This window comes from Lawsonibacter asaccharolyticus (assembly GCF_022453915.1).
GTDB lineage: Bacteria > Bacillota > Clostridia > Oscillospirales > Oscillospiraceae > Lawsonibacter > Lawsonibacter asaccharolyticus.
In genome coordinates, this window is the sequence record NZ_CP091870.1 from 549,099 (window position 1) to 573,230 (window position 24,132).

General features: G+C 57.4%; 22 protein-coding genes and 2 tRNA genes. 15 read left to right on the forward strand and 9 right to left on the reverse strand.

The features are described from left to right. Nucleotides 1–113: 113 nt before the first annotated feature. From L9O85_RS02520 to L9O85_RS02550, 7 genes are all read right to left on the reverse strand, one after another. Nucleotides 114–3,047, reverse strand: a complete 2,934-nt coding sequence (locus L9O85_RS02520) for an acyl-CoA dehydratase activase (protein WP_301579448.1) — start codon at nt 3,045–3,047, stop codon at nt 114–116. Nucleotides 3,048–3,324: 277 nt separating this feature from the next. Then, nucleotides 3,325–3,810: a hypothetical protein gene (locus L9O85_RS02525; RefSeq protein WP_301579449.1), complete on the reverse strand. Its 486-nt coding sequence runs from the start codon at nt 3,808–3,810 to the stop codon at nt 3,325–3,327. After that, a complete protein-coding gene (locus L9O85_RS02530) occupies nt 3,800–4,807 on the reverse strand; it encodes a BlaI/MecI/CopY family transcriptional regulator (protein ID WP_301579451.1) in 1,008 nt (335 codons plus the stop codon). Before L9O85_RS02530 ends, L9O85_RS02525 begins: the two co-directional genes overlap by 11 nt. A gap of 321 nt (nt 4,808–5,128) precedes the next feature. Then, complete coding sequence (locus tag L9O85_RS02535; protein ID WP_276854184.1) at nt 5,129–7,726, reverse strand: zinc-ribbon domain-containing protein; 2,598 nt, start codon at nt 7,724–7,726, stop codon at nt 5,129–5,131. A 316-nt stretch (nt 7,727–8,042) separates the two neighbouring features. Continuing rightward, nucleotides 8,043–8,118: transfer RNA gene (locus L9O85_RS02540), tRNA-Arg, on the reverse strand. Nucleotides 8,119–8,189: 71 nt separating this feature from the next. Further along, nucleotides 8,190–8,777, reverse strand: coding sequence for a 4'-phosphopantetheinyl transferase family protein (locus tag L9O85_RS02545; RefSeq protein WP_050622695.1), 588 nt, complete (start codon nt 8,775–8,777; stop codon nt 8,190–8,192). A 58-nt stretch (nt 8,778–8,835) separates the two neighbouring features. Then, nucleotides 8,836–9,321, reverse strand: coding sequence for a DUF6512 family protein (locus L9O85_RS02550; RefSeq protein WP_108979825.1), 486 nt, complete (start codon nt 9,319–9,321; stop codon nt 8,836–8,838). A 136-nt stretch (nt 9,322–9,457) separates the two neighbouring features. Between L9O85_RS02550 and spoVAC the strand changes: the two genes are divergently transcribed. The 4 genes from spoVAC to L9O85_RS02570 all read left to right on the forward strand — a co-directional run bounded on the left by spoVAC (nt 9,458) and on the right by L9O85_RS02570 (nt 12,589). Beyond that, on the forward strand, nt 9,458–9,898 hold the full coding sequence (spoVAC, locus tag L9O85_RS02555; RefSeq protein WP_276757686.1) for a stage V sporulation protein AC: 441 nt from the start codon (nt 9,458–9,460) through the stop codon (nt 9,896–9,898). A 248-nt stretch (nt 9,899–10,146) separates the two neighbouring features. Beyond that, a complete protein-coding gene (spoIVB, locus tag L9O85_RS02560) occupies nt 10,147–11,277 on the forward strand; it encodes a SpoIVB peptidase (RefSeq protein WP_301579454.1) in 1,131 nt (376 codons plus the stop codon). A 196-nt stretch (nt 11,278–11,473) separates the two neighbouring features. Then, the gene (spo0A, locus tag L9O85_RS02565) at nt 11,474–12,208 is read left to right on the forward strand and encodes a sporulation transcription factor Spo0A (RefSeq protein WP_329737501.1); all 735 of its coding nucleotides are present in this window, start codon (nt 11,474–11,476) and stop codon (nt 12,206–12,208) included. A gap of 90 nt (nt 12,209–12,298) precedes the next feature. Continuing rightward, on the forward strand, nt 12,299–12,589 hold the full coding sequence (locus L9O85_RS02570) for a TIGR03905 family TSCPD domain-containing protein (protein ID WP_413464692.1): 291 nt from the start codon (nt 12,299–12,301) through the stop codon (nt 12,587–12,589). A 70-nt stretch (nt 12,590–12,659) separates the two neighbouring features. Here the strand turns inward: L9O85_RS02570 and L9O85_RS02575 are convergent, their stop codons facing one another. Then, on the reverse strand, nt 12,660–14,027 hold the full coding sequence (locus L9O85_RS02575) for a D-alanyl-D-alanine carboxypeptidase family protein (protein WP_050622690.1): 1,368 nt from the start codon (nt 14,025–14,027) through the stop codon (nt 12,660–12,662). Between the two features lie 139 nt (nt 14,028–14,166). Here L9O85_RS02575 and L9O85_RS02580 point away from each other — a divergent pair, with 139 nt between their 5' ends. The 8 genes from L9O85_RS02580 to L9O85_RS02615 all read left to right on the forward strand — a co-directional run bounded on the left by L9O85_RS02580 (nt 14,167) and on the right by L9O85_RS02615 (nt 19,788). After that, nucleotides 14,167–14,568, forward strand: a complete 402-nt coding sequence (locus tag L9O85_RS02580) for a ComEA family DNA-binding protein (RefSeq protein ID WP_301580097.1) — start codon at nt 14,167–14,169, stop codon at nt 14,566–14,568. Between the two features lie 13 nt (nt 14,569–14,581). Further along, complete coding sequence (locus tag L9O85_RS02585) at nt 14,582–15,292, forward strand: response regulator transcription factor (RefSeq protein ID WP_050622688.1); 711 nt, start codon at nt 14,582–14,584, stop codon at nt 15,290–15,292. Nucleotides 15,293–15,311: 19 nt separating this feature from the next. Next, nucleotides 15,312–15,755 (forward strand): DUF3788 domain-containing protein, encoded by a 444-nt coding sequence (locus L9O85_RS02590; protein ID WP_276757690.1) that lies wholly within the window; start codon nt 15,312–15,314, stop codon nt 15,753–15,755. Between the two features lie 35 nt (nt 15,756–15,790). Next, complete coding sequence (locus tag L9O85_RS02595) at nt 15,791–17,299, forward strand: sensor histidine kinase (RefSeq protein ID WP_242850260.1); 1,509 nt, start codon at nt 15,791–15,793, stop codon at nt 17,297–17,299. After that, nucleotides 17,296–17,793 (forward strand): GerMN domain-containing protein, encoded by a 498-nt coding sequence (locus L9O85_RS02600; RefSeq protein WP_276757693.1) that lies wholly within the window; start codon nt 17,296–17,298, stop codon nt 17,791–17,793. The genes L9O85_RS02595 and L9O85_RS02600 overlap by 4 nt, the downstream gene beginning before the upstream one ends. Before the next feature lie 84 nt (nt 17,794–17,877). After that, on the forward strand, nt 17,878–19,161 hold the full coding sequence (locus L9O85_RS02605; protein ID WP_108979684.1) for an O-acetylhomoserine aminocarboxypropyltransferase/cysteine synthase family protein: 1,284 nt from the start codon (nt 17,878–17,880) through the stop codon (nt 19,159–19,161). Between the two features lie 93 nt (nt 19,162–19,254). Then, nucleotides 19,255–19,635: a DUF3783 domain-containing protein gene (locus L9O85_RS02610; RefSeq protein WP_050622685.1), complete on the forward strand. Its 381-nt coding sequence runs from the start codon at nt 19,255–19,257 to the stop codon at nt 19,633–19,635. Nucleotides 19,636–19,702: 67 nt separating this feature from the next. Further along, nucleotides 19,703–19,788, forward strand: a tRNA-Leu gene (locus L9O85_RS02615). 140 nt (nt 19,789–19,928) lie between these two features. Here the strand turns inward: L9O85_RS02615 and L9O85_RS02620 are convergent. Continuing rightward, on the reverse strand, nt 19,929–20,714 hold the full coding sequence (locus L9O85_RS02620; RefSeq protein ID WP_276852955.1) for an IclR family transcriptional regulator: 786 nt from the start codon (nt 20,712–20,714) through the stop codon (nt 19,929–19,931). Nucleotides 20,715–21,163: 449 nt separating this feature from the next. Between L9O85_RS02620 and L9O85_RS02625 the strand changes: the two genes are divergently transcribed. The 3 genes from L9O85_RS02625 to L9O85_RS02635 all read left to right on the forward strand — a co-directional run bounded on the left by L9O85_RS02625 (nt 21,164) and on the right by L9O85_RS02635 (nt 24,064). Continuing rightward, nucleotides 21,164–22,231 (forward strand): TRAP transporter substrate-binding protein, encoded by a 1,068-nt coding sequence (locus L9O85_RS02625; RefSeq protein WP_276852953.1) that lies wholly within the window; start codon nt 21,164–21,166, stop codon nt 22,229–22,231. A gap of 67 nt (nt 22,232–22,298) precedes the next feature. Beyond that, entirely contained in the window at nt 22,299–22,796 is a 498-nt protein-coding gene (locus tag L9O85_RS02630) for a TRAP transporter small permease (RefSeq protein WP_301579457.1), read from the forward strand. Further along, nucleotides 22,793–24,064 (forward strand): TRAP transporter large permease, encoded by a 1,272-nt coding sequence (locus L9O85_RS02635; protein WP_301579459.1) that lies wholly within the window; start codon nt 22,793–22,795, stop codon nt 24,062–24,064. Before L9O85_RS02630 ends, L9O85_RS02635 begins: the two co-directional genes overlap by 4 nt. The last annotated feature ends 68 nt before the right edge of the window (nt 24,065–24,132 follow it).

Consider the following 24,132-nt stretch of genomic DNA (forward strand, 5'->3'; position numbering starts at 1 on the left):
ATAAAATCAGGAATGGGGAAAGAAAAGTCAGGAATTGAGGGGGCCGGCTGCGCCGGCGCGTTTGAACCGGTCCCGCCGGAGCGGGTCGGTCCCAGTTCCCTCATTTCTGATTTCTAATTTTCTTTTCGCGCATCAATGGCCGCCATGAGGGAGCGGATGCGGATCTTGACGGCGCCCAGGTTGCTGATGTCGTCGATCTTCAGCTGAGTGTACAGCTTATCCCCGTCCTCCAGAATGGAGCGCATCTCGTCGGTGGTGATGGCGTCGGTGCCGCAGCCGAAGGAGACCAGCTGGACCACCTGCATGTCGGGCTGGGTGCACACATACCGGGCGGCGTTGTACATCCGGCTCTGGAAGGTCCACTGGTTGAGCACCTTCCGGGGGGCGTAGCCCTCCAGATAGCTCAGGGCGTCCTCCGTGACCAGCACGAAGCCGAAGGAGGTGATCAGATCGTTGATGCCGTGGTTGATCTCCGGGTCGATGTGATAGGGGCGGCCGCACACCACGATGATGTTCAGCCCGTGGGAGCGGGCGTAGTCGATGTATTCCTGGCCGGTGGCGCGCACGTCGTGGACGTAGGCCTCATAGGCCTCGTAGGCGGCCCGGGCGGCGGCTGCCGACTCCTTTTTGGGGATGCCGAACTCCTGATGCATCAGCTGGGCAATGCGCTTGCCGAAGTCCTTGTGCCGCCACAGGCCCACATAGGGGTCCAGGAAACGGGTCTGCTTTAGAGAGGGCACGTTGGCGGCGATCAGCTCGGGGTAGTAGGCCACCACCGGGCAGTTGTAGTGGTTGTCTCCGATGCCCTCGTCGTTGTTGTAGGACATGCAGGGGTACCAGACGGCGTCCACCCCCGCCTCCACCAGGGCCTCTACGTGGCCGTGGAGCAGCTTGGCGGGGTAGCACACTGTGTCGGAGGGGATGGTGCGCTGCCCCTTGAGATACAGCTTGCGGGAGGACTCAGGGGAGAGGACCACCTCAAAGTTCAGCTTGGTGAAGAAAGTGAACCAGAAGGGGAGGTTTTCGTACATGTTCAGCCCGAAGGGGATGCCGATGCGGCCCCGGGAACCGTCCCCCTCTCCCTTGCCGTGGAGAGCACGGAGCTTCTGATACTTGTACCGCATCAGGTCGGGCAGATGGTGGGGCTCCTCCCCCAGGGGGCGGGAGCAGCGGTTGCCCGAGATAAAGCGCCGCCCGCCGTCGAAGGTGTTGACAGTGAGGGAGCAGTGGTTGGTGCACAGACCGCAGGTGGCGGGCTTGGCGGTGTGGGTGAACTTCTCCAGGTCCTGGGAGGAGAGCAGGGCGCTCCGCTCCAGGTGCAGGTCCCGGGCGGCCAGAGCGGCCCCGAAGGCCCCCATGATGCCGGCAATGGTGGGCCGGGTCACCTCCCGCCCCAGCTCCCGCTCAAAGGAGCGGAGCACCGCGTCATTGAGGAAGGTCCCGCCCTGGACCACGATGTGCTGGCCTAAGTCGTCAGCGGAGGCGGCCCGGATGACCTTGTAGATGGCGTTTTTCACGATGGAGATAGACAGGCCGGCGGAGATGTCCTCCACGCTGGCGCCGTCCTTTTGGGCCTGCTTGACGCTGGAGTTCATGAACACGGTGCAGCGGGAGCCCAGGTTGACGGGCTTTTTGGCAAACAGGCCCATCTTGGAGAAGTCGGCGATGTTGGAGCCCAGGGCCTTGGCAAAGGTCTCGATAAAGGAGCCGCACCCGGAGGAGCAGGCCTCGTTGAGCATGATGGAGTCCACCGCGCCGTTGCGGATCTTGAAACACTTCATGTCCTGGCCGCCGATGTCGATGATGAAATCCACATCGGGGTTGAAGTGGGCGGCGGCCTTGTAGTGGGCCACCGTCTCCACCAGGCCCAGGTCACAGGAGAAGGCGTTTTTGATCAGGTCCTCGCCATAGCCGGTGACCGCCGCGCCTTTGATCTGGATGCGGTCGCCGCACAGCTCGTAGATTTTTTTCAGCTGCTCCAGGACGATGGAGACCGGGTTGCCCAGGTTGGAGTGGTAGTAGGTGTAGAGCAGTCCGCCGTCGGCGGTGATGAGGGCCAGTTTGGTGGTGGTGGAGCCTGCATCCATCCCCAGCCAAGCGGGGCCGGCGTAAGTGTGGATGTCCGCCTCTGGGGGCCGGCTGGCATTGTGCCGGACCAGAAAGGCGTCGTACTCCTCCTGCGTGTCAAAGAGAGGGGGCATGGTGTCCGCCGAGGTGTTGGTCTCCCGGCTCTCCTCCAGCCGCTTCAGGGCGTCCTCAAAGGGGACGGGCTCGTAGTCGGTGGCGCACAGGGCCGCGCCCATGGCGGCGAAGCAGTCCCCGTCTTCCGGAAAGACGGCGTGCTCCCCGTCCAGCTTCAGGGTCTCCACAAAACGCTGCCGCAGGCCCATCAGGAAGTGGAGGGGCCCGCCCAGAAAGACGATCTTTCCCTTCAGCTCCCGGCCCTGGGTGAGGCCGGCTACCGTCTGGTCCACCACCGCCTGGAAGATGGAGGCGGCTACGTCCTCTTTCCGACCGCCCTGGTTCAGGATGGGCTGGATATCGCTCTTGGCGAACACGCCGCAGCGGCTTGCAATGGGGTAGATCTTCTCGTGCTTCAGGGAGAGAGAGTCCAGCTCGTTCACCGACACATTCATCAGGGTGGCCATCTGGTCGATGAAGGCGCCCGTCCCGCCGGCGCAGGAGCCGTTCATCCGCTCCTCCAGCGCGCCGCCGAAAAAGATGATCTTGGCGTCCTCGCCGCCCAGCTCGATGACGGCATCGGTGTCCGGAATGTAGGTGTTCACCGCGGCGGCGGTGGCGTACACTTCCTGGACGAAGTCCAGGCCGGCAGCCTTGGCCACCCCCAGGCCGGCGGAGCCGGTGATGACCAGCTTGACCCGCTGGCCGCTGAGCTGGCCCGAGATGGACTTCAGGGTCTCACAGGCCCGCTCCCGGGTCTTGGAGTAGTGCCGCTCATAGGAGCGGAACAGCAGCTTGTTCTGTTCATCCAGCACCACCACTTTCACCGTGGTGGAGCCGATGTCGATACCGATGCGCAGACTCATAAATCAAGAAACTCCTACCGTTGGGACGCCATAAGGACCCAAAATAATCACTTCTAATGATAGTGCAGGCGCAAAAACTTTACAACAATCTTAACGGATTCTTAACGGCTGAAAACGCAGGAAATACGACTTTTTTATGCCGGAAATCCGTCAATTTGACAACAGGGGGAAAATATGCCGCCTCCCACAGGCACAAGGGCCGGGGGGAGGCGGACGGGGTGGCGTCAGGATATCTTTACGCCCACACAAGAGGCGCGAGGCCAGGAGACGGTGGCTGTCAAGCGGCCCGATCCCGATCCTCCTGCCGGTCACTGATCTGCACCAGAGCGTGGCACATTTCCCTGCTGGACAGGGAGAGACGGCCCAGTTCCCCGCCGCCTTCGCCGCAGAAGATCAGGCAGGAGTCATAGTACAGCTCCGCAGGGTCCAGGGTACCGTCCTGGGGATTACTGGAGGACAAGAGCTGCCGCACCTCCTCCACCAGGTCGGCGTCCCGGATGGAGGCGTACCGTCCGGTGAGAGAGCCGAAGTATGCCGCAAAGGAATGGGCTTGAGCAGCCACGGTGGAGAGGTCCTGGAGCCAAGACAGCTCCTGGACCCATTGGGCAGTTCCGCTGGGGAGAAGGGCCAGGGGAAGCGGACCGTTCTCTTGGGCAAGGATCAGACAGCAGTTCCGCTCCTGCTCAGCGAGATAGAAGACTGCGCCGTCTCCTGGCCCGCCGGAAATGCGGAGAAAGGGAACCGTATCCGGGTCAAAGTTCACGGAATCGGTGGGGTGCCCACCGCCGGAAAGGAGGGTGACCAGCTGTGCCCTGGCCTCTGGGGAGGAGATGAGGGGCGCAGTGCTGCTGTAAGCGCGCCCCTTGCAGCACTGGACAGCGTCGGCCTGCCGGATGGCGGAGAGCAGGGTCATCCTGGGTCTGAATCGAGGGAGACTGAGCTGAGAGACGGAGGAGCTGAGAAATGGTGCTGCTGGGCAGGGCAGCCACGGGGACGGCCCCGCTGGCCGCCCCGTCCAGATAGGGCAGGACATAGACCGGGCCGTTGGATGAGGGATAGAGGTAGAAATACATCCAGTCCTCCCTCATGGAGAGGGCCAGTTGATAGGAATATGGAGCCATGTCCGAGAACCCGAAAGCTGTCGCATCCCTGCTGTCGTCATACTCTACCGCCTGGAGCAGGAGCGACCGGGCCTCCTCCAGGGCACCCTCCTCCTCTATGGGAGGATACCCCGCGCTGGAGACTGGCGGCGCTGTGAGATGGATGGACCGAGCGCCCTCCACGGCCGCCGCATACCCGGCGTAGCTGTATGGGGAGGGGGGACCGCCCCCGAAGGCGAGCACCGCCGCCAGCGTCAGGAGCACCGCCGCTGCGGCCAGAGCGGCTTTTTTGGAGCGGTCCCCCTTCCCCAGCCGGGCCACCCGCTGCTGGATGGCCTGCCTGCCATCCGCCATGGCGGACACCATCAGCCCCACACTCCCCCGATAGATACGGTCCAGGAAGGAGCAGACCTCCGACTTTGCTGCCTCCTCCCGCCGCACACATGGGTGATACTGCGTGTCCCGGCCCACGGGTGTGCTGCGGACCAGTCCCTTGGCCTCCATCTGCTCCAGAGTGGTGATGGTGGTGCTCTTGGCCCAGCCTGCCCGCTGGGAGAGATCGGTGGCCAGCTGCATCACTGTCTGAGGCGCATACGCCCACAGACAATCCATCACATACCATTCGCTCTGAGTTAGACAGACTTCTTTCCGCACCACCATCCTGTAGACCCTCCTTTTGTCTATTGTATAGACTGATTATAGTAAGGAGGGTAATAAAGTGCTAAGTAAAATACATGATACCCCTCCGCTTATTTCTATTTTTTAATTATACCACAAATAAAGGAGTTATGTCGAATTATTCATGTGCGTTCCAAGGTATAGCTAAAAAGCAAGTGTACTTTTTGTTTAGTACACTTGCTTTTCGCAACCTTGTTTGTCAATCGTCAAGTTAATGATAATTTCTACTTCCTTATCACTATAAAGTCAGGCTTTTGGAGCTTTTTCTTTGCAAAGGACGGTTAAAATCGATATTTTGAAATTTTAAAGAGGTATAGGAGAACCACCCAACCGGCCCTCTGAGCCGCGCCGCTTTTTTGCGCAGACGGGACAGCCGCTTCCGCAAAACCTGTTGTCGGGGGATGCTTGCCACGCATGGCCGCAGACGCTGCATTTCCACCATACTTTTTTGTTGGACCGCGCAGAACAATCTTGCGGTGTTTTGGTGTTCTTCCCATAATTCCATTCCCCAAGCAGGTCAGGCCGTGCTTCCGCGACGCTGCCCAACCTTTTGGAGCGATCCGCACAATAGGGACAGTTATGTCCTCTCCGGCTCCGGTTGGAAACAGAGGCTTTCCATTCATGCCCCTTCTCACATTGCCACCAAACATTTCTTCCGCTTCCCGGCGTCACATCCCGAGGTGTCAGCCCCTTATTTCTCTCCGGGTGCCACTGGGCGGCAATGGCAGGGTAACAGGTCTGCAAACAATATTCCTTGCTTGGGCGATGGCCTGAGCAATATGGGCAGCCATCCCCGCGGATCCGCTTGTTGATGGTACTCTGCCAAACATGCCCCTTTTCACATTGCCACCAAATCTTTCTCCCGGACTGCGCAGAAACCTGATCCGGTGTCAGCAACGCGTTTTTTGAGCCGTCCCACTGGGCGGCGAGCTCCGGATGAGTCACAGACAGGCGCAGGTGCGGGTAGCACTTGAGGTATTGGCCACGGGGAATCCCCTCCCCTTTCCGCTGACGATCTTTGATGCTCGCCTGCCACACGAACTCCCCGCGCCGCCACCAATACTTTTTGCCGGAGCAATAGAGCACTTGATCCGGTGTCAGTGGAAAATTGAGTTTGTGGTCCCACTCCCGTGCCAGCTCCGGATACCGCGCAAGCAGGGAATTGTCCCCGCAAACAGCCCGGTCATTGCAATAGGGGCAACGCTTTAAAGGTACCAGCTTGTTGAGATGGCTGGGATCACATTGCCACTCATGACCTTTTTCGCATTTCCACCAAAATTTTTTATTTGATTGACACGCTATCTCACTGGGCATAACCGGCAAATTTTTTGTGGGGTGCCAGATCTGAACAAGCGCAGGATCCATCGGCCGCATTGGGCCGCATCGCGTCACGGTCCTCGGATGACATATGGGGCATCTGCTTTCGCGGGGATTGGTGCGGGAACAGATGGCTGCCTTCCAAACATGTCCTTCTGAACATGCCCAGTATACTTCTTTTTCAGAGCCGGGAACTACATCATAAGGCGTCAGGGGGAAATTCAACTCGGGATGCCATTGAGCGGCAATTTCCGGCCGGAGTACTGCCAGGCAGTTTTTCTCATATGCCCGGAGATTGGCACAGAAAGGGCAATTTGATTTATGTTTCGTTCGATTGGAAATCGTTGCTTGATACTCCTGCTGACACTTTGGGCAGTGCCACCAAACTTTTCGAGGCGAGCCGCTGAATACAGTATCAGGCTTGTCAGTATTGCGGGCGCTCCACTCCCTCGCAATCTCTGGATATTCTACCGCCAGGGTGCGTTTCTTTCGCTCATGAAAATACATTTGGTTGATTGCATATTGATCCCGCCGGTGGTGAAAATCAAGCGGCGGCAAATCAAGATAGGAAAATACAGCAGCGATCATTTGGTCAAGATACCGGTCTCGCTCGTCAAACCTGTACAGAATTTCCGCCTTTTGAATCACAATCGGCCCAGCCAGTTCCCTGCTGTCACAGATGCGAAGCACCTGATACCCCGCCTCCCGCAGAGCGCGGTCTTTCCGTTCCGCCCTCTTTCTGGCTGCCAAACTGCTGTGGTAATAATACCCATCATGTTCCAGCACCAATTCGCGTTCAGGCAGAAAAATATCCATTTTATATTTTCGGAATGGCTCCTCACAGGTGCAGCTCGGGCAGGCCTGCCGCAAATAATAGAATAATGCGCGCGCGGGATAGGACATTTTAAAGTCCTTTGCACATTGGGGACAGCCTCGTCCCAACGACGTCCGATTGGAGATTCTTGCCAACCATTTGTGCGAGGGATTATACATGCATTTCCACCAAGCTTTTTGGTTGCTGTGCGGTAAAAAATCTTCCGGCTTTTGCCCGCTGTTTAATACATAGTCCCACTCCACGGCAATTTCCGGATATTTTTCAGCCAGATTATAGGTTGTGGACACACGCTCTCCGGAGCAGTAGGGGCACACCGGGGCTCCTGATTTTCGTGCTTTCTCTGCTGTTTCAGCGCGATCACAGATTATGGCCTTCCACCGATGGTTTTTTGCACAGTGCCAATAGACGTTTTGATTTGAATGGGGCAAACAGCTTTCCGGCGGGAATGGGTTTTTTTCGCTGTCCCATTCATCCTTCAATTCCGGGTACTCCGTCGCCAGATTGTAAAACGGGCTGGGTTTTCGGTGTTCGCAGAAGGGACAGGTTTGGACCACCGGATGCCTTGTGGCATGATTCAACGTGCGCTGCCATGACAGCCCACAGACATGGCAGCGGAACCTCACACGCTTTCCGGCGGAAAATCCGATTTCTTCAGGAGCGCACGGGTTGTTCCCTTCCTGATAAAAATGGAGCAGCAGATAGGCGTGATTTTGGATGCACCAGTCTCGAAAGCTCATTTTAGGCTTCATTCAATTTGCTCCTTCATCTAATCTGATTGAATACGGGCTTCTTTTCGCCGCTAAACCGCGCCCTTAGATCACAACAGTTTGTTGAAAAAGGGAGTTTATTTGCGTATGCGCTACAATCCGATTTATTGTCTCAGAAGAAACCTTATATTGGCTTGCGTAGGCCTCCTCACAAAATAGTTTATATTCCGACATGCCTCTTCTATTTTCTAGAACCATTTTAACGAATAGACCGCAGCAGGTCAAGGCAGAGTGAAGCCGCCCCCGGACGGTGAAGCCCAAAAAGAAAGACATGACCTGTTGGTCATGTCTTTCTTTTTGGTACGGCCGAAGGGACTCGAACCCCCAACATTCAGAACCGGAATCTGACGCTCTATCCATTGAACTACGGCCGCATATTAAGAAGCATTTTCTCAATGCGCTCCGTTATTATAGCAGGGATCTTCCAAAATGTAAAGGGGATTTTTCACTTTTGGGGGATTTTCTTTCCCACGGGAGGGAGTTGCCCCGGCGTGAGCCAGCGGATGGAGGAGGCGCAGCGGGCAGGAGAGCAGACGGCGGCCCGCCAGCCGGGGCCGGAGAACAGGGTGAAGCAGACGGAACCGAAGGGGAGACAGGCGCCGGAAGGGAGGATCTGCCGGGGAAGGGGGACGGGGATGGCGGAGACGGGCCGAGTCAGACCCAGACCGGTGAATTTGCAGAAGCTCTCCTTCAGGGTCCAGAGCTGGGTAAAGGCCTCCGGGTCGTCTCCCAGCCCCAGCAGCCAGGCCCGCTCCTCTGGGGAGAGCAGGCGGTCGAGAAAAGCGGAACGCCGCAGGGTGATCTGCTGGATGTCCACCCCCACCTCGTCCCGGTCCAGGGCACACAGGGCCCGGGGTCCGCTGTGGCTGAGGTTGAAGCGGAGCTGGGGGAAGTCCGGAAAAAGGGGCTTTCCCCGCTTTCCACGGGCGATGGAGGGCAGCTGCTCCAGATCCCAGTGCTCCCGCAGTCCCACAGCCAGAAGCCCGTAGGCCTGGCTCCGGTGCGTCATGCCGTCCAATCCGTACAGCACCATGGTCCTCACCTCCTGAGAGGGATTTTACCACACCGGCCCCCAAAAGTCATGCCGAAAATCAGGACAGGTCGGCAAAGAGCACCCCGGCAGGCGGGAAAAAGGTGAACAGGAGGATCAGCGCCCCCAGAAGGAAAGCCAGGATTGCGGGGATGCGCCACCGCCAGCCCCGGAAGGGACCGGAGAAGCGGACAGGGAACCAGAATCCGAAGGCCATCAGCCCCAGATACAGGGCGATGTCCAGCCACAGGGCGTGGAGGGCGAGCGCCGCATGGAGCAGCAGGCCCAGGACCAGCATCAGGGGACACAGGATGACAAGGGACAGCAGCCAGGGGCGCATCCCGGTGGGACGCCCCCAGGCGAGGAAGGCGGATGCCGCCAGATAAGGCCAGTACAGGATCTTGATATGCTCCCACAGGCTCTCACAGACGGGAGACAGAAGGGCGGAGAGGGTACAGGGAAATCTGGCATACAAAAAGTGGAGGCCCACGCCCGCCAGAACGGCGCAGACAAATACCGGGACGATCAGCTTTTTGGGATAAAACATGGATATGCCTCCTTCCATGAGAACGGTTCTGGTGCATTGTATGGCGCGTCAAAAAAATTATGCAGATGCCGCCGTATAATCCATGAAAAAAAGGGGAGATTAGGAGCGAGAATTTTTTGGATCGCGGAGGTGTGCCATGGATATGACGAATCAGGACTATGGAAAACTGGTCAACCAATACTCTCAGTCCTCCCCTCTGGGGAAAAATATGGTGTGGGCCTTTTTGGTGGGCGGCGCTATCTGTACCGCGGGGCAGGGGCTGTCCAACCTCTATCAGAACTGGGGGATGGATCAGGATGCAGCCGGCGGCGCCGTCTCCATCACCCTGATCCTGGCGGCGGCGCTGCTGACCGGGCTTGGGTGGTTTGACAAGCTGGCCAAGCGGGCGGGGGCCGGAACCCTGGTGCCCATCACCGGTTTTGCCAACGCCATGGTCTCCCCCGCTCTGGAGTTCAAAAGCGAGGGGCTGATCACCGGCACAGCGGCTAAGCTGTTTGTAGTGGCGGGGCCAGTGCTGGTGTTCGGAATCAGTGCATCGGTGCTTTACGGACTGATCTTGTGCATCTTCCGCGGATAATATCAGCAGACGCCGTCCCAATCGAGGGACGGCGTCTGCTGTGTGCGCAAAAGAAATTTTTGACAGTTCGGGAAGAGAACTCCCTGTAAAAAATGGAGGTCCCTGCGCCTGAGGCATTTCCGCATTTTCCATGGAAGGAGTGGAAGGTCCCGCCATGGTTTTTCGGCGGAAGGGATGGCCATAATGAGTGTGTGGACGGCGCCAAGGGCAGTCCACGACATGATTTTTGAAAACAGGGGGTGAAATTGATGGAGCAAGAGACAAAGCAGAAGCCATGGACCGGGATCGCTGCCGGGGTCCTGGTCCTGTGCCTGATCCTGAGCCTGGCACTCTCCGACGGCGGAGCGCGGGCGGCCTCGGCGGGGGCGGTGCTGGAGCTCCCCCGGAGCGGCGGAGGGGCTCAGCCGGTCTCAGGCGCCCAGGTGGGGGACAAGGTGGTCCCCCTGGGCCGGGCGGTGGGAATCAAGCTGTTTTCCGACGGCGTGCTGGTGGTGGGCCTGTCGGCGGTGGAGACGGACAGCGGTCCGTCCAGCCCGGGCCGGACCTGCGGCCTGAAGGCGGGTGATATCATCACCCACATCAATGGTCAGGAGGTCAACACCATCGAGGAGGTCCAGGACATCCTGGGTGATGAACAGGGGGATGCCATGACCCTGCGGGCCACCCGGAACGGAAAGCCGGTCCAGCTCTCTGTCCAGGCTATTCAGAATACCCAGGGCAGCTATCAGCTGGGCGTCTGGCTGAGGGATTCCATGGCCGGAATCGGTACCATGACCTTTTATGACCCGGACAGCGGGGTGTTCGCTGCCCTGGGCCACGGCATCAACGACGTGGATACGGCCACGCTGATGCCCATGGAGTCAGGGAGCATTATGTACGCTTCTGTGACCGATGTAAAAAAGGGAGAGAGCGGCGCGCCCGGAGAGCTCCATGGCAGCTTTGACGTGAACCGGGATCTGGGCGATCTGTATGCCAATACCAATCTGGGCATCTATGGCGTCCTGCGGGACGGAGCGCTCTCCCCTCACGGGGAGGCTGTGGAGGTGGCCGCCCGGGAAGAGGTGCATGTAGGAGGCGCCACCATCCTGTCCAACATTGCCGGAGAGCAGGTGGAGGAGTATCAGGTGGAGATCACTCACGTTTACCCCGCAGCCGCGGGGGATACCCGGAACCTGATGGTGCAGGTCACCGACCCCCGGCTTCTGGAAACCACTGGAGGAATTGTCCAGGGGATGAGCGGCAGTCCGATCCTTCAGGACGGCAAGCTGGTGGGGGCGGTGACCCATGTCCTGGTCAACGATCCTACCCGGGGATACGGCATTCTGGCGAAAAATATGGTCTCCCAGTGTGTGTGGGAGGAGCAGGCCCAGGTCTCCTGAGTGCCGGCGTTCTGTCGAAAAAAGCGGAAGATACCCGAAAAGTTGATTTCCAAAAAATACCAAAAACATCTTGCATATGCTGTCTGATTATGATAAATTATTGGTGACCGGTCGAAACCCCATAAGGGAAAAACAAGGGCAGGTGCGGAAGCCTGTCGGAAGGGATTTGATTGTGAAAATGGGTGCAAAACGGATTTTGGTCGCCGATACCGGGGAAGAATTTCGCCGGAGCTTTATCGAGACCGTGGCCAGCGAGCCTGACATCCAGGTTTTGGGAGAGACGGGAGACGGGCAGGAACTGGTCCAAATGGTAAAGGAGATGGCTCCGGACCTGGTAGTCATGGAGATCGTGCTGGCCCAGATGGACGGCATCGAGGTGTTGGAGGAGCTGGGAAAGCTGGAGCATCGGCCCAAGGTGCTGATCCTGTCCAGTTTTGCCAAGGGAAGCATGGCCGAGCTGGCCGCCGCCAAGGGAGCGGACCACTATATGACCAAGCCCTGCCGGGTGAGCACGGTGTGTGAGCGCATCCGGCAGCTGACCGGCGAAAATAAAAAGGAAGAAAATGGAGATATCCCCTATAATTTGGAAAATACTGTCACCTCCATCATTCACGAGGTGGGGGTGCCTGCCCATATCAAGGGCTATCAGTATCTGCGGGAAGCCATTCTGATCGCAGTGGCCGATATGGATGTCATCAACGCGGTGACCAAGGTGCTCTATCCTGAGGTAGCCAAGCGGTTCAATACCACCGCCTCCCGGGTGGAGCGGGCCATCCGCCACGCCATTGAGGTGGCCTGGGACCGGGGCGACTTGGAGACGCTTCAAAAATATTTTGGCTATACTGTATCCAATGTGAAGGGGAAACCCACCAACTCAGAGTTTATCGCAATGATCGCCGACCGGCTCCAGCTCCAGCAGAAGGAGATGTGATGCGGGGCGGCAACAGGCGGGGGATCGCAGGGAAAGATCCTCCGCTTGTTATTTTTTCCGCCGTCTGGTATAGTAGCAGGAGCGGCCCGGATGAAAGAGAGCCCGGGCCGGAAGATCAGGGAAGGGAGGTGGGAGTCCATGACGATCCGCTATCAGCCCAGGGGCGTGTGCGCCCGGCAGTTCGAGATCCAGGCGGAAGATGGAATCATCCAGTCTGTACAGGTGACGGGGGGATGCAGCGGGAATCTCCAGGGCATCTCCAGTCTGCTGAAAGGGATGCCGGTGCAGGAGGCGATCCAGCGCATGGAGGGGATCCGCTGCGGGATGAAATCCACATCCTGTCCCGACCAGATGGCCCAGGCGCTCAAACAGTTCCTGTAAAAGAGAAAGGTCCGCGGATCCCGTCTGTGAGACGGGCCCGCGGACCTCTTTTTTTGAATCGGTCGGCAGGTCAGCGGCGCCGCCGGCCATGATAGCTGCCCCGGCGCCCGCCTGCTCCGGCGCCCGCTCGGTAACGGCGGCGCTTACGGAAGACCAGCAGGCGGAGCAGGACGAGGACGGCCACGACCAGGACTGCGGCTAGGATCAGCTTCGTACCGGAGTTGGCAAAAAACTGACGGATCTGCTCCTGCCGATAGAGCAGCTCGGAGCGATCCACAGAGGTGGTGGCCACCAGGTCCAGGGTGCCGAATACCTCCCCGTCGTAGGTGAGGGTCATGGTCCCCATCACCTGCCCCTCCTTCACCGGGGCCTCTACCGTGTCTTGGAACAGGGAAATGGTGGGCTCAATGGCCTCCAGGTCCATATCCACCGGGAGGGTGCGCTCCAGGGTGCCCACCGGCTTGACCAGGACTTGGTTGGCGTCTTGGGACAGGGTGACGTTCACTGCGGCCACGGGGGTGTCCTCCTGGGAGATGGTGGTGCGCTGGAAATTCCGGAAGCCCCATTTCAGCAGGGCGGTGCTCTCCGAGAACTGCTTCAGGTCGGTGGAGCCATCCTCCCGGACCGCCGGCTCCGCTCCCAGGATGACAGCGATCAGATACTCATCCCCGTCCACGGCGGCAGAGACCAGGCAGCGTCCCGCCTCCGGCGTGGTACCGGTCTTGACGCCGATGGCCTTGTCATAGACATAGCCCATGTAGTGCCAGTTGGAGAGGAGGGCGTTGGTGTTGTAGAACTCCCGGGGCTCAGACAGGTTGGTGGCGGGGACGGTGTAGACCGAGGTGCCCACCACCTCCCGGATCAGGTCGTGCTTCAGAGCCTCGCGGGTGAACAGGCAGATGTCGTAGGCGGTGGTGTAATGGTCGTCGTCGTGCAGGCCATGGGTATTGGCGAAATGGGTGCCGGTGCAGCCCAGCTCCCTGGCCCGCTGGTTCATCAGCTCGATAAAGGAGGCTACGTCGCCGCACACGGCCTCGGCCAGGATGTTGGCTGCCTCGTTGGCGGAGGGGAGGAGAAGACAGTACATCAGGTCCTTCACCGAGATGACCTCCCCCGGCTTCAGGTTGGCGGTGGAGCCGTCGGCGGAGAGGTCGAACTGGGAGGTGCTGCTCACCGTGATCATCTGATCCTGGGACAGCTCGCCCCGGTCGATGGCCTCCGACACCAGCAGGGCGGTCATCACCTTTGTGATGCTGGCCGGGTAGGCCTTCTCCCGGGCAGCCTTCTCGTAGAGGATCTCACCGTAATTGGCGTCCATCAAAACGGCATGGCGGGAGGTGATGTGGGGGGCGTCGGCCGCCAGGGCGGAGAAGGGGGCCAGCAGGGTGAGGGCCAGCACAAAGGTGACCAGCAGGGAAGAAAGACGATATTTTTTCATAGGAAAATCCTCATATTTATGATATACTACCATCAGCGCGGGAGCAGAGCGCTCCCGCTCCTGGTGAGATTATAATTACAATCATTATAGCAGGATCTGACGAATTCCGCAACAGCTGGGAGGGAACAACTTGGCCGCCATGACCAGATTTGACAAGATCGTTCTGGGGCTCACCGCCGCCTTTCTGGTGGTGACGGGGGGCTATTTTGTCTCCGGACAGCTGGGGGAGGCGGAGTACCAGGTGACCGTCTCAAAACAGGCGCCTGCGGTCAGCGCCTCCTTGCCGGAGGTGGAGGACGGCTATCCGGACAGCCTGCTGGAGGGAGAGGTCATTGATCTGAATACCGCCTCCGAAGCCGACCTGACCCGGCTGCCGGGGATCGGGGAGAAGCGGGCCCAGGCCATCGTGGACTACCGGGAGAGCAGCGGCCCCTTCCAAAGCGTGGAAGAGCTCACTGAGGTGAAGGGGATCGGCGAGGGCATCCTGGCCCAGGTATATGACTATGTGACAGTGGGGGGACCGGACTCACCCGCTGAGTAAGGAGAAAGACGCAATGGCAAAGATTCTGATCGTGGACGACGAGCGGGTGCTGGTAAAGGGCATCAAGTTCAATCTGGAGCACGAGGGCTACCAGGTCCAGGACGCCTATGACGGAGAGGAAGCGGTGGAGCTGGCCCGGGAGGGGGGCTTCGACCTGATCATCCTGGACGTGATGATGCCCAAGATCGACGGCCTCCAGGCATGCATGCGCATCCGGGAGTTCTCCAACGTGCCTATCATCATGCTCACCGCCAAGGGGGAGGACACGGACAAGATCATCGGCTTCGAGTGCGGGGCGGACGACTATCTCACAAAGCCCTTCAACATCTTGGAGCTGAAAGCCCGGGTGCGGGCTCTGCTCCGCCGGGCCGGGGCTGCCCAGCAGCAGCGAAGCGGCAATGAGCTGGCCGCAGGCCACATTATCCTCAACACGGGGGAGCGGACGGCCAGCCGGGACGGGGTCTCCGTGGAGCTGACCGCCAAGGAGTTCGACCTGATGGAGCTGCTGATGCGCAACCCTGGCCGGGTGTACAGCCGGGAGAACCTGCTGAACGTGGTTTGGGGATATGAGTATATCGGGGATTTCCGCACCGTGGATGTGCATATCCGCCGCCTGCGGGAAAAGCTGGAGCTGGACCCGGCCAACCCGGAGTATATCCGGACCAAGTGGGGAGTGGGGTACTATCTCAGCGCCCGTGGCCCGCGCCGCCTGGAAAACGTTTGAGGAAAGGCGTGTGGAAGAGATGTCAAAGCGAGAAGAACAGGGCAACCAGGGTGAGCCATCCCTGGAGGAGCTGGGCCATGGAGTGGGATCGCCCTTTTGGGGGGAGCTGCACAGCTTTCTTCGGGAGTCCTATGGGGTCTCCCCCACTGTGGAGTACAGCGGGTGCAGCCTGGCCCCCGGCTGGAATGTAAAATATCGAGCCAGAGGACGAGCGCTGTGTACCATCTATCCGGATACCGGCACCTTTACCTGTATGATCTCCATCGGACAAAAAGAAGCCCCGGCAATGGAACTGGTGCTCCCTGGTCTGACCGCCTATGTGCGGGAGGTCTATCAGAATTCCAGACCCAGCCGAATGGGGCGCTGGCTGATGATCCGGGTATCGGGACCGGAGATCCTGGAGGATGTCAAAACATTGCTGCGGATCCGGATGCCGGTCCGGGGAGCGGGAAACAAAGGCTGAAAATATCCGGCTTGCGGGAAAAGGGAGGGAGCGCTGTGCGGGAGGAAAAGAAGAAAAAGAGGGGCAGAGTTCCGTTTTTTTCCTCCATCCAGATGAAATACGCCATGAGCTACCTGGCCATCGTGTCAGTGGTGCTGATTCTGCTGAACACCTACCCGGTGCTGGCCTCCCAGGACCTGCTGTTTGGCTCCAAGCGGGATTCGCTGAAGAGCCAGGCTGCGGTGATGGCCTCTGCCCTGATGGAGCTGGAGCTGCTCACCTCGGACCAGGTGGAGCGGGTCATGACCATGCTGGACAGCAGCGGCCTGACCCGGGTAGTGGTCACCGACCCCGCAGGGCTGATTCTGTACGACAGTACCCAGCCCAGGGAGAAGCGTGGGGAGACAGCGGAGACCGCCCCGGTCCAGGAGGAGCCGGAAGAACCCCAGTACCGCTATGCCCTCTATCAGGAGGTGGTGCTGGCCCTTGGGGGGAATGACGTGACCTGCTCCGAGTTCAGCGGCCAGGTGTTCCGTTCCACGGCGGCGGTCCCCATCGTGTACCGCAATATGACCATCGGCTGCGTCTATATCTGTGAGGAGGACGCGGTCCAGGGCGCGCTGTTGTTGAACTTACAGAAAAATTTGCGGAGCATCTCCCTGGTGGTTGCGGCGGTGACCCTGGTGATGAGCCTGTTTTTCGCCCAAATGCTCTCCTCCCGCTTTACCGCCCTGCTCAGCGCCATCCGCATTGTGGGGGAGGGGGAGTATGGGCACCGGCTCCAGCCCTCGGGCCGGGACGAGCTGGCCCTGCTGGCGGAGGAGTTTAACCAGCTCACTGACCGTCTCCAGACCACGGAGGAGGTGCGCCGGCGCTTCGTATCCGACGCCTCCCACGAGCTGAAGACCCCTCTGGCCTCCATCCGGCTGCTGGCAGACTCCATTCTCCAGAACGAGACCATGGACCAAGTGACCCTGCGGGACTTCGTTTCCGACATCGGGACAGAGGCAGACCGGCTGACCCGGATCACCGAGCACCTGCTGGCCCTGACCCGGCTGGACAGCCTGCCGGCGGCAGAGACCTTCCCGGTGGACGTGTCGGCGGTCACCCGGCGGGCGCTGTCCATGCTGGCGCCGGTGGCGGACGCGGCTGGGGTGGCCCTGGGATCCAATTTGAAGGATAAATGTGTGGTCCAGGGGACAGAGGACGACCTATACCAGATCTGCTTCAACCTGCTGGAGAACGGCATCAAGTACAACCGGCCAGGCGGCCGGGTGATGGCGGACGTGTACCGGGACGGGGACCAGGTCCTTCTGGAGGTATCGGACACGGGGGTGGGCATCCCGGAGGAGGACATGCCCAAGGTGTTCAACCGGTTCTACCGGGTGGACAAGGCCCGCTCCCGGGCCGCCGGCGGCACCGGGCTGGGGCTGTCCATTGTCCGGGACACGGTGCGCCGCCACGGGGGATGGGTCACCGTCCGGGCCCGCCAGCCGGAGGGCAGCGTGTTCACGGTGGGCTTTCCCGCTGTGCCGGAAAAACGGAAGGAGGGAGACCGGGGATGAAGCGGTGGACGATGTGCCTGCTCCTGGGGCTGCTGCTCCTGCTGGGGTCCTGCAGCACTGCCGCGGAGAAGGGCGGATACCAGCTCTATTTCGCCTCCGGTCTGGAGGACGGCAGCGCCATCCTCAGCGAGCCCTACCAGGGGGAGGCGGACCCGGGCCCTCGGGAATTGATGGAGGCTCTGCTCTCCGGTCCCACGGAGGAGGAGCTGAACAGCCCCTTCCCCAGCGGGGTGTCCCTGCGGAGCTGGGGGCTGGAGGAGGGGGTGCTGGTCCTGAATCTGTCGGAGCAGTACGGCGGACTGACGGACATCTCCCTCACCGTGGCCGACTACTGCATCGTCCTCACCATGAGCCAGCTGGACGGAGTGGAGGCAGTGGAGATCAATGTGGCCGGACAGCCGGTGAGCTACCGGAACCACCAGATCCTGACTCGAGAGGAGGCGGTGCTCTCCCAGCCGGGGCAGGGGCAGGAGGCCACGAATGAAGGGGCTTGACAAAACGGGCGGACCCGTTTAATCTAAACTACATTGTACCGAAGAGCGGCGCCGCCGCTCCGGAGAGAAAGAAGGAATCAGAGCATGAGTCACTATCAGATCGGCACCAACTGCCTGCATGCGGGCTACCGCCCCGGAAACGGGGAGCCACGGAATTTCCCCATCGTACAATCCACCACCTTCCGCTATGAGACCAGCGAGGAGATGGGTAAGCTGTTTGATCTGGAGGCCAGCGGCTATTTCTATACCCGCCTCCAGAACCCCACCAACGACACCGTGGCGGCCAAGATCTGCGCCCTGGAGGGAGGCACCGCTGCCATGCTGCTCTCCTCCGGCCAGGCGGCCTCCTTCTACTCCATTTTCAATATTGCCTCCTGCGGTGACCATGTGGTGTCCTCCTCCACCATCTACGGCGGCACCTACAACCTGTTTGCAGTCACCATGAAGCGCATGGGCATCGAGTTCACCTTCGTGGACCCGGACTGCACCGCCGAGGAGCTCAATGCGGCCTTTCGGCCCAATACCAAAGCCGTTTTTGGGGAGACCATTGCCAACCCGGCCCTGACTGTGCTGGACATCGAAAAGTTTGCCGATGCGGCCCACAGCCATGGGGTCCCCCTGATCATCGACAACACCTTTGCTACCCCGGTGAACTGCCGACCCTTCGAGTGGGGGGCCGACATCGTGACCCACTCTACCACCAAGTATATGGACGGACATGCCCTCCAGGTGGGGGGGGCCATCGTGGATTCGGGCAACTTTGACTGGACCCGCTATCCAGACAAGTTCCCCGGCCTGTGCACCCCGGACGAGAGCTACCACGGCGTGACCTACACCGAGCGGTTCGGCCTGGGCGGCGCCTATATCACCAAGGCCACCGTCCAGCTCATGCGGGACCTGGGCTCCATCCCCTCCCCCCAGAACTGCTTCCTGCTGAACATCGGTCTGGAGACCCTTCCCCTGCGCATGGCCAAGCACTGCGCCAACGCCCAGGCGGTGGCGGAGTACCTGGAGAAGCACCCCAAGGTGGCGTGGGTCAACTACGCCGGCCTGCCGGGCAACAAGTATTATGAGCGCGCCCGGAAGTACCTGCCCAACGGCAGCTGCGGCGTGGTCTCCTTCGGGGTCAAGGGAGGCCGGAGCGCAGCGGAGACCTTCATGGCCGGTCTGAAGCTGGCCTCCATCGCCACTCACGTGGCCGATGCCAAGACCTGCGTCCTCCACCCCGCCTCCTCCACCCACCGCCAGATGAACGACGAGGAGCTGGCTGCGGCTGGGGTAGCCCCCGACCTGGTTCGCTTCTCAGTGGGCATTGAGGATGTGAAGGACATCATCGCGGACCTGGAGCAGGCGCTGGCCGGGGTGTGACAGGCGTCCCAGCTGGACCCTGCATGCGGAAGGATGGGAAAACTGCCGGAGCCGGATCTTCCGGCTCCGGCGGGACCAGAAGGAGGGACTGTCATGGCAAAGGAAACAGTTTTGCTATACAACTGCGGGGGCGATGAATTTAAGACGCTGCGGGCCCTGCTCATGATGCTCCGGGTCCGGGTCCGCATGGTGGAGCCTTCCCGGTACCACCTGCCCCTGGAGCAGGTGGCCGCCGGAAAAGGCGAAGAGGACCCGAAACAGCAGGCGGATATCCCGGAAGCGATGATGGTCTTCTGTGACCTGGGGCCCGGCAGGCTGGACCAGCTGCTGAACACCATGCGCAGGACGGAGTTTCCGCCTGTGCTCCTGAAGGCAGTGCTGACTCCCACCAACCGGACGTGGGATTCCCGCCAGCTCTGGCAGGAGCTGCGCCGGGAGCACGAGGCGATGCGGGGCGGTCAGGAAACCCAGTAAAAATCCATTGACAAACCCCTGTAAAAATTGTATAATAACCAAGCGGTTCTGAAAGAGCCGCTGATTTGCGGCTGTGCTGGAATTGGTAGACTGGCAAGCTTGAGGTGCTTGTGTCCTATGGGCGTACGGGTTCGACTCCCGTCAGCCGCACCACTCTTTGAGTCCCCGGAGTCCTTGTATCGCAAGGGTTTCGGGGACTTATTTTTTGTTATGATGAAATTTCTGAAAATTTATCCGAAATAGAAATGCCGCCCTGGAATGTTCCAGAGCGGCATTTCAAACAATATAGGGACTTACTCCAAGTCTCCGTGATAACCAAGTTGCTGTGAAATTTCCTTTGCTCCTTGCTTGATTAGGGAGACAAAGTAAGAAGGATCATCAGGAAAGCGAAACTCAGGGGTAGAAATACCGAGACAGGAAGTGACAGATCCATCGGCATTATAGATCGGGGCAGCAATGCAACCCACGTGAGTGCCGTCACTGTCTCCTTTTTTTAGACAATAGCCCTGATCTTTTGTAATGGCAATTTTCATCAACAACTGCTGCAGATTCACATCTTTACAGTAGTCCTTCATTGCGGCCAGAGACTGTCCCAGCTCTTCCGGCTTCTGAAAGGCGAGCAAAACTATTCCTGTTGCGCCATAGCACAGAGGCTCGTGGGTCCCTAATTTCGTTGACTGGCGGATGCTTTGTGTTCCTTCTGCTTGCGCGAAACATACCCGCTCGATCCCTTCACGGATAAAGATATGAGCCGTCTCCTTCGTTTCATCCCGAATCCGTTCCAGAATAGGTGTACAAATCTGGCCGAGATCCGCACTTTTTTTTGCAATCTGTCCCAAAAAGTACAAAACACCACCTAATGTGTACCGTCCTGTAGATGGGTCGCGGATCAAAAAGCCCTTGTTTTGAAGGGTGTTCAGAAGCCGGGATGTGGTGGCAGTGCTCCACCCCATCGTCTTGGCAATATCTGTATGGGAGAGCTCTGGAGTTTCTGGGGTGAACAGCAAAAGAATATTTAGAGCTTTTTCAATGCTTTTGACATTTTTTTCATCAGATTGAGCTTGGTTGCCGACTGTCATGATATCACGCTCCTCATCCACAAATAAGGTAGTAAAAATTAAAAATGATTCACATTGCGGATGTTAAACTCAATTTTAGCAGAAGGATTAGAGAGTGTCAATTGTTTCGGCAAAAGATAAGTTGTAATTCAACTGCTATAACTAGATAAAATTTCCAGGATGATGAAAGCATATTACTGTACAATTAGACAAAAAAATCGAGAATTTCTTTTTCTCTTAAAAAAATTTACATAAAAAGCGAAATAAAATCATTAAAAATTAAAAAATACTCATAAAATTCAGCAAAAAAAGTTTTTGAATCAAATTCTACATAAAATTTGATTTGTAAAAAATCTATATTGACAAAAATGAAAAAATAATGCTATCATGACCGCATAACGGATTCAATATCCATAATGCGGATATAAATATGGATTTGGATTTGAAATTCGAAAATGGAGGAATTGAACATGAAAAAATTAATTAGCCTTTGTTTAGCGATGACAATGCTGCTGGGCAGCATGGTCGGATGTGGAAAGACTCCCACTTCAAGTTCCGGTAATCCCTCCAACAGTGAAGGGGGAGGGTTAGGGACACCGCAGACCTTTAAATTTGGGTTAACTGTGGCCAGCACTCACCCCTATTCTATTGCTGCTCAAAATTTTGCCGAGCTGGTGGAAGAAAAAAGTGGGGGCAATATGACGGTAGATCTGTATTATGACAGTTCTCTTGGAGATGACGCAGCCTTGATGGAGTCTATGCAGATGAACGCCGTGACCTTTGCATTGGTCGGACCGGCCGGAATTGCACCTATGTGCCCGATTTATGAATTCTTTGACTTGCCCTGCTTATTTGCGACTCGAGATGCCGCTTACGCATTCCAGGAAAGTGAGCCCGTACTGGAACTGATGGATAGCCTGAGTGCCAATGGTTTGCGTGGACTGGGATTCTATGAGAATGGATATTATGCGATCTCCAATAACGCCAAGGAGATCACAACGGTTGATGGGCTGAACAATTTGAAACTGCGGTCCATGACTTCTGAAATGGCGATCAAGTCTTGGGAGTGTCTGAATGTACAGCCTGTGGCCATGGCCTTTGGTGAGCTGTTTATGGCGATGCAGACTGGCACCGTGGATGGCCAGGAGACTACAATTGGTTCTTTCTATACCTCAAAATTCTATGAAGTGCAGAAATATCTGACTTTGGCGAATCGAATCTATCACACTATGACCTTCCTGATGAGTGATGCTGCGTGGCAGGGGTTGACTGAGGCACAGCAACAGATCCTGCTGGAGGCGGTGAATGAGTCTAAGATGGCCCATAAGGATTATATGACCACCTATAATGAGGATGCACTTCAGGATATGATAGAGAATCATGGCCTGGTGGTCAGCGAACTATCTGAAGGCGAATTTGAAAAAATGAGAGAAATGAGCCAGCCTGTCTATGATTTGGTCGAGAGCTACGATCCTGAGAGGTATGCTGCACTGATGGAAGCTGCCGAAGCTGCCAATACCCAGTTTCCCACCGAGTAAACTTAACACAGTCCAGGTGCGGGGTTATTCCCCGCACCTGGGATCCTCACCCAAGGAGGTGTCATAAATGGCCAGGTATATTAAGTTTGTAGACGCACTTAACAAGGTTGTCAGGGTAATTCTGGTAGGTATGTTCATCATGATGTTTTTGACCGCGTTTCTGCAAGTGATTATTCGCAATATGACAACGGGTTCCATCCCATGGAGCGATGAGCTGTGCCGGTATCTGATTATTTTTATCGTCTGGCTGGGGGCGGGGTTGGCAGCGCGTTCCAACCGGCTGATTAGGATGGAGGTGCTTCCATCTCTGACAAAAATGTCCGAGAGAAATCTCCATATTATGTACTGGATCTCTACCATTATTTCTTTGGGATTCGCAGTCTTGACCATATATTGTGCAGTAGGCGTGATTTCTGTTAATTATAAAACAGTTTCCCCCGCACTTCAACTGTCTATGGCAGTTCCTTATGCTGCAATCCCGGTTGGATGTGTGTACTTGATTTTAAACATGCTGGCCAGTGATATGGAACGCATGCTGCAGGCAAAGGAGGAGAAACAGGTATGATTGTCTTGATGTTTGTGCTCATGTTCCTGCTTTTTGTTTTGACTGTGCCAGTGGCTACTTCACTTGGGCTTGCATCAGCGATTACAGTTCTCGGTCTGGAAATGCCGGCAGGACTGGTAGTTCAGCGCTTTTTTTCCGGACTAAATTCTTTTACTCTGCTGGCGATCCCCTTCTTTATCCTTGCTGGAGCGCTGATGGAGAGTGCGGGTATTTCTCAGCGGATCGTAGATTTTGTCGCCACTATGGTCGGTCATTATCATGGTGGGCTGGCTACCATATTGATTATATCCTGTATGTTTTTTGGGGCATTGAGTGGTTCCGCGGCAGCTACTGCGGCGGCAATCGGTTCTATTATGATTCCCAACATGGTAAAACGGGGCTATGATGTCCGTTTTTCCGCAGCCACACAGGCATCAGCGGCGGGACTGGCTGTTATTATTCCACCTAGTATATCCATGATCTTGTATTGTGTTGCCACCAATGTCTCCATTACCAGTATGTTCGTGGCGGGTGTAATTCCCGGAATGCTCCTTGGATTGACAGAGATCCTGTATGCCTGGTATGTCAGTCGGAAAAAGGGATATGCCGGTGACCGCAAATATACCTGGAAGGAGCGCGGGACCAGCTTCCGTAAGGCTATTTGGGCCCTGTTCATGCCGGTCATCATCTTAGGCGGCATCTACAGCGGACTGTTTACTGCCACTGAGGCATCTGCGGTTGCCGTCGCTTATGCTATTTTTGTTGGCTTTGTGATATATAAAGAGCTGACCTGGAAAAAGCTGATGAATACCTTTGCAGAGGCAGTCATTCTGGTAGCGGTCATTATGCTGGTCCTCTCTACAGCTGACCTCTTTGCATATGTGCTGACATTTGCTCAGATCCCCACAATCGTGGCCAATTTCTTTATCAGCATTGCGGGGAACAAATATATATTCCTGCTGCTGATTAATCTTTTCCTGTTTTTGGTGGGAATGTTTTTTGATCCGGGGCCCGGCATGATTATTCTGGCGCCAATCCTCTCTCCGGCTGCGGTTGCATTGGGGATCGATCCCATTCATTTTGGATTGATCATGGTCATCAACTTCTCCATCGGGGCCATTACACCGCCCTTTGCGGTCAATCTCTTTGTCTCTTCTCAGGTTGCCGGAATTAAATATGAACAGATTGTCAGGCCGATTTTGCCATATATCGCATTGTTGGCGATCGACCAGCTGATTATATCTTATGTGCCGCCGCTGAGTCTGCTTTTACCTGGCCTGCTGGGATAAGTTTAGCGGAGCAGAAATGGTATGGAATACAATAAATGAGGTTAGAGCGATATGAATGAGTATGGACT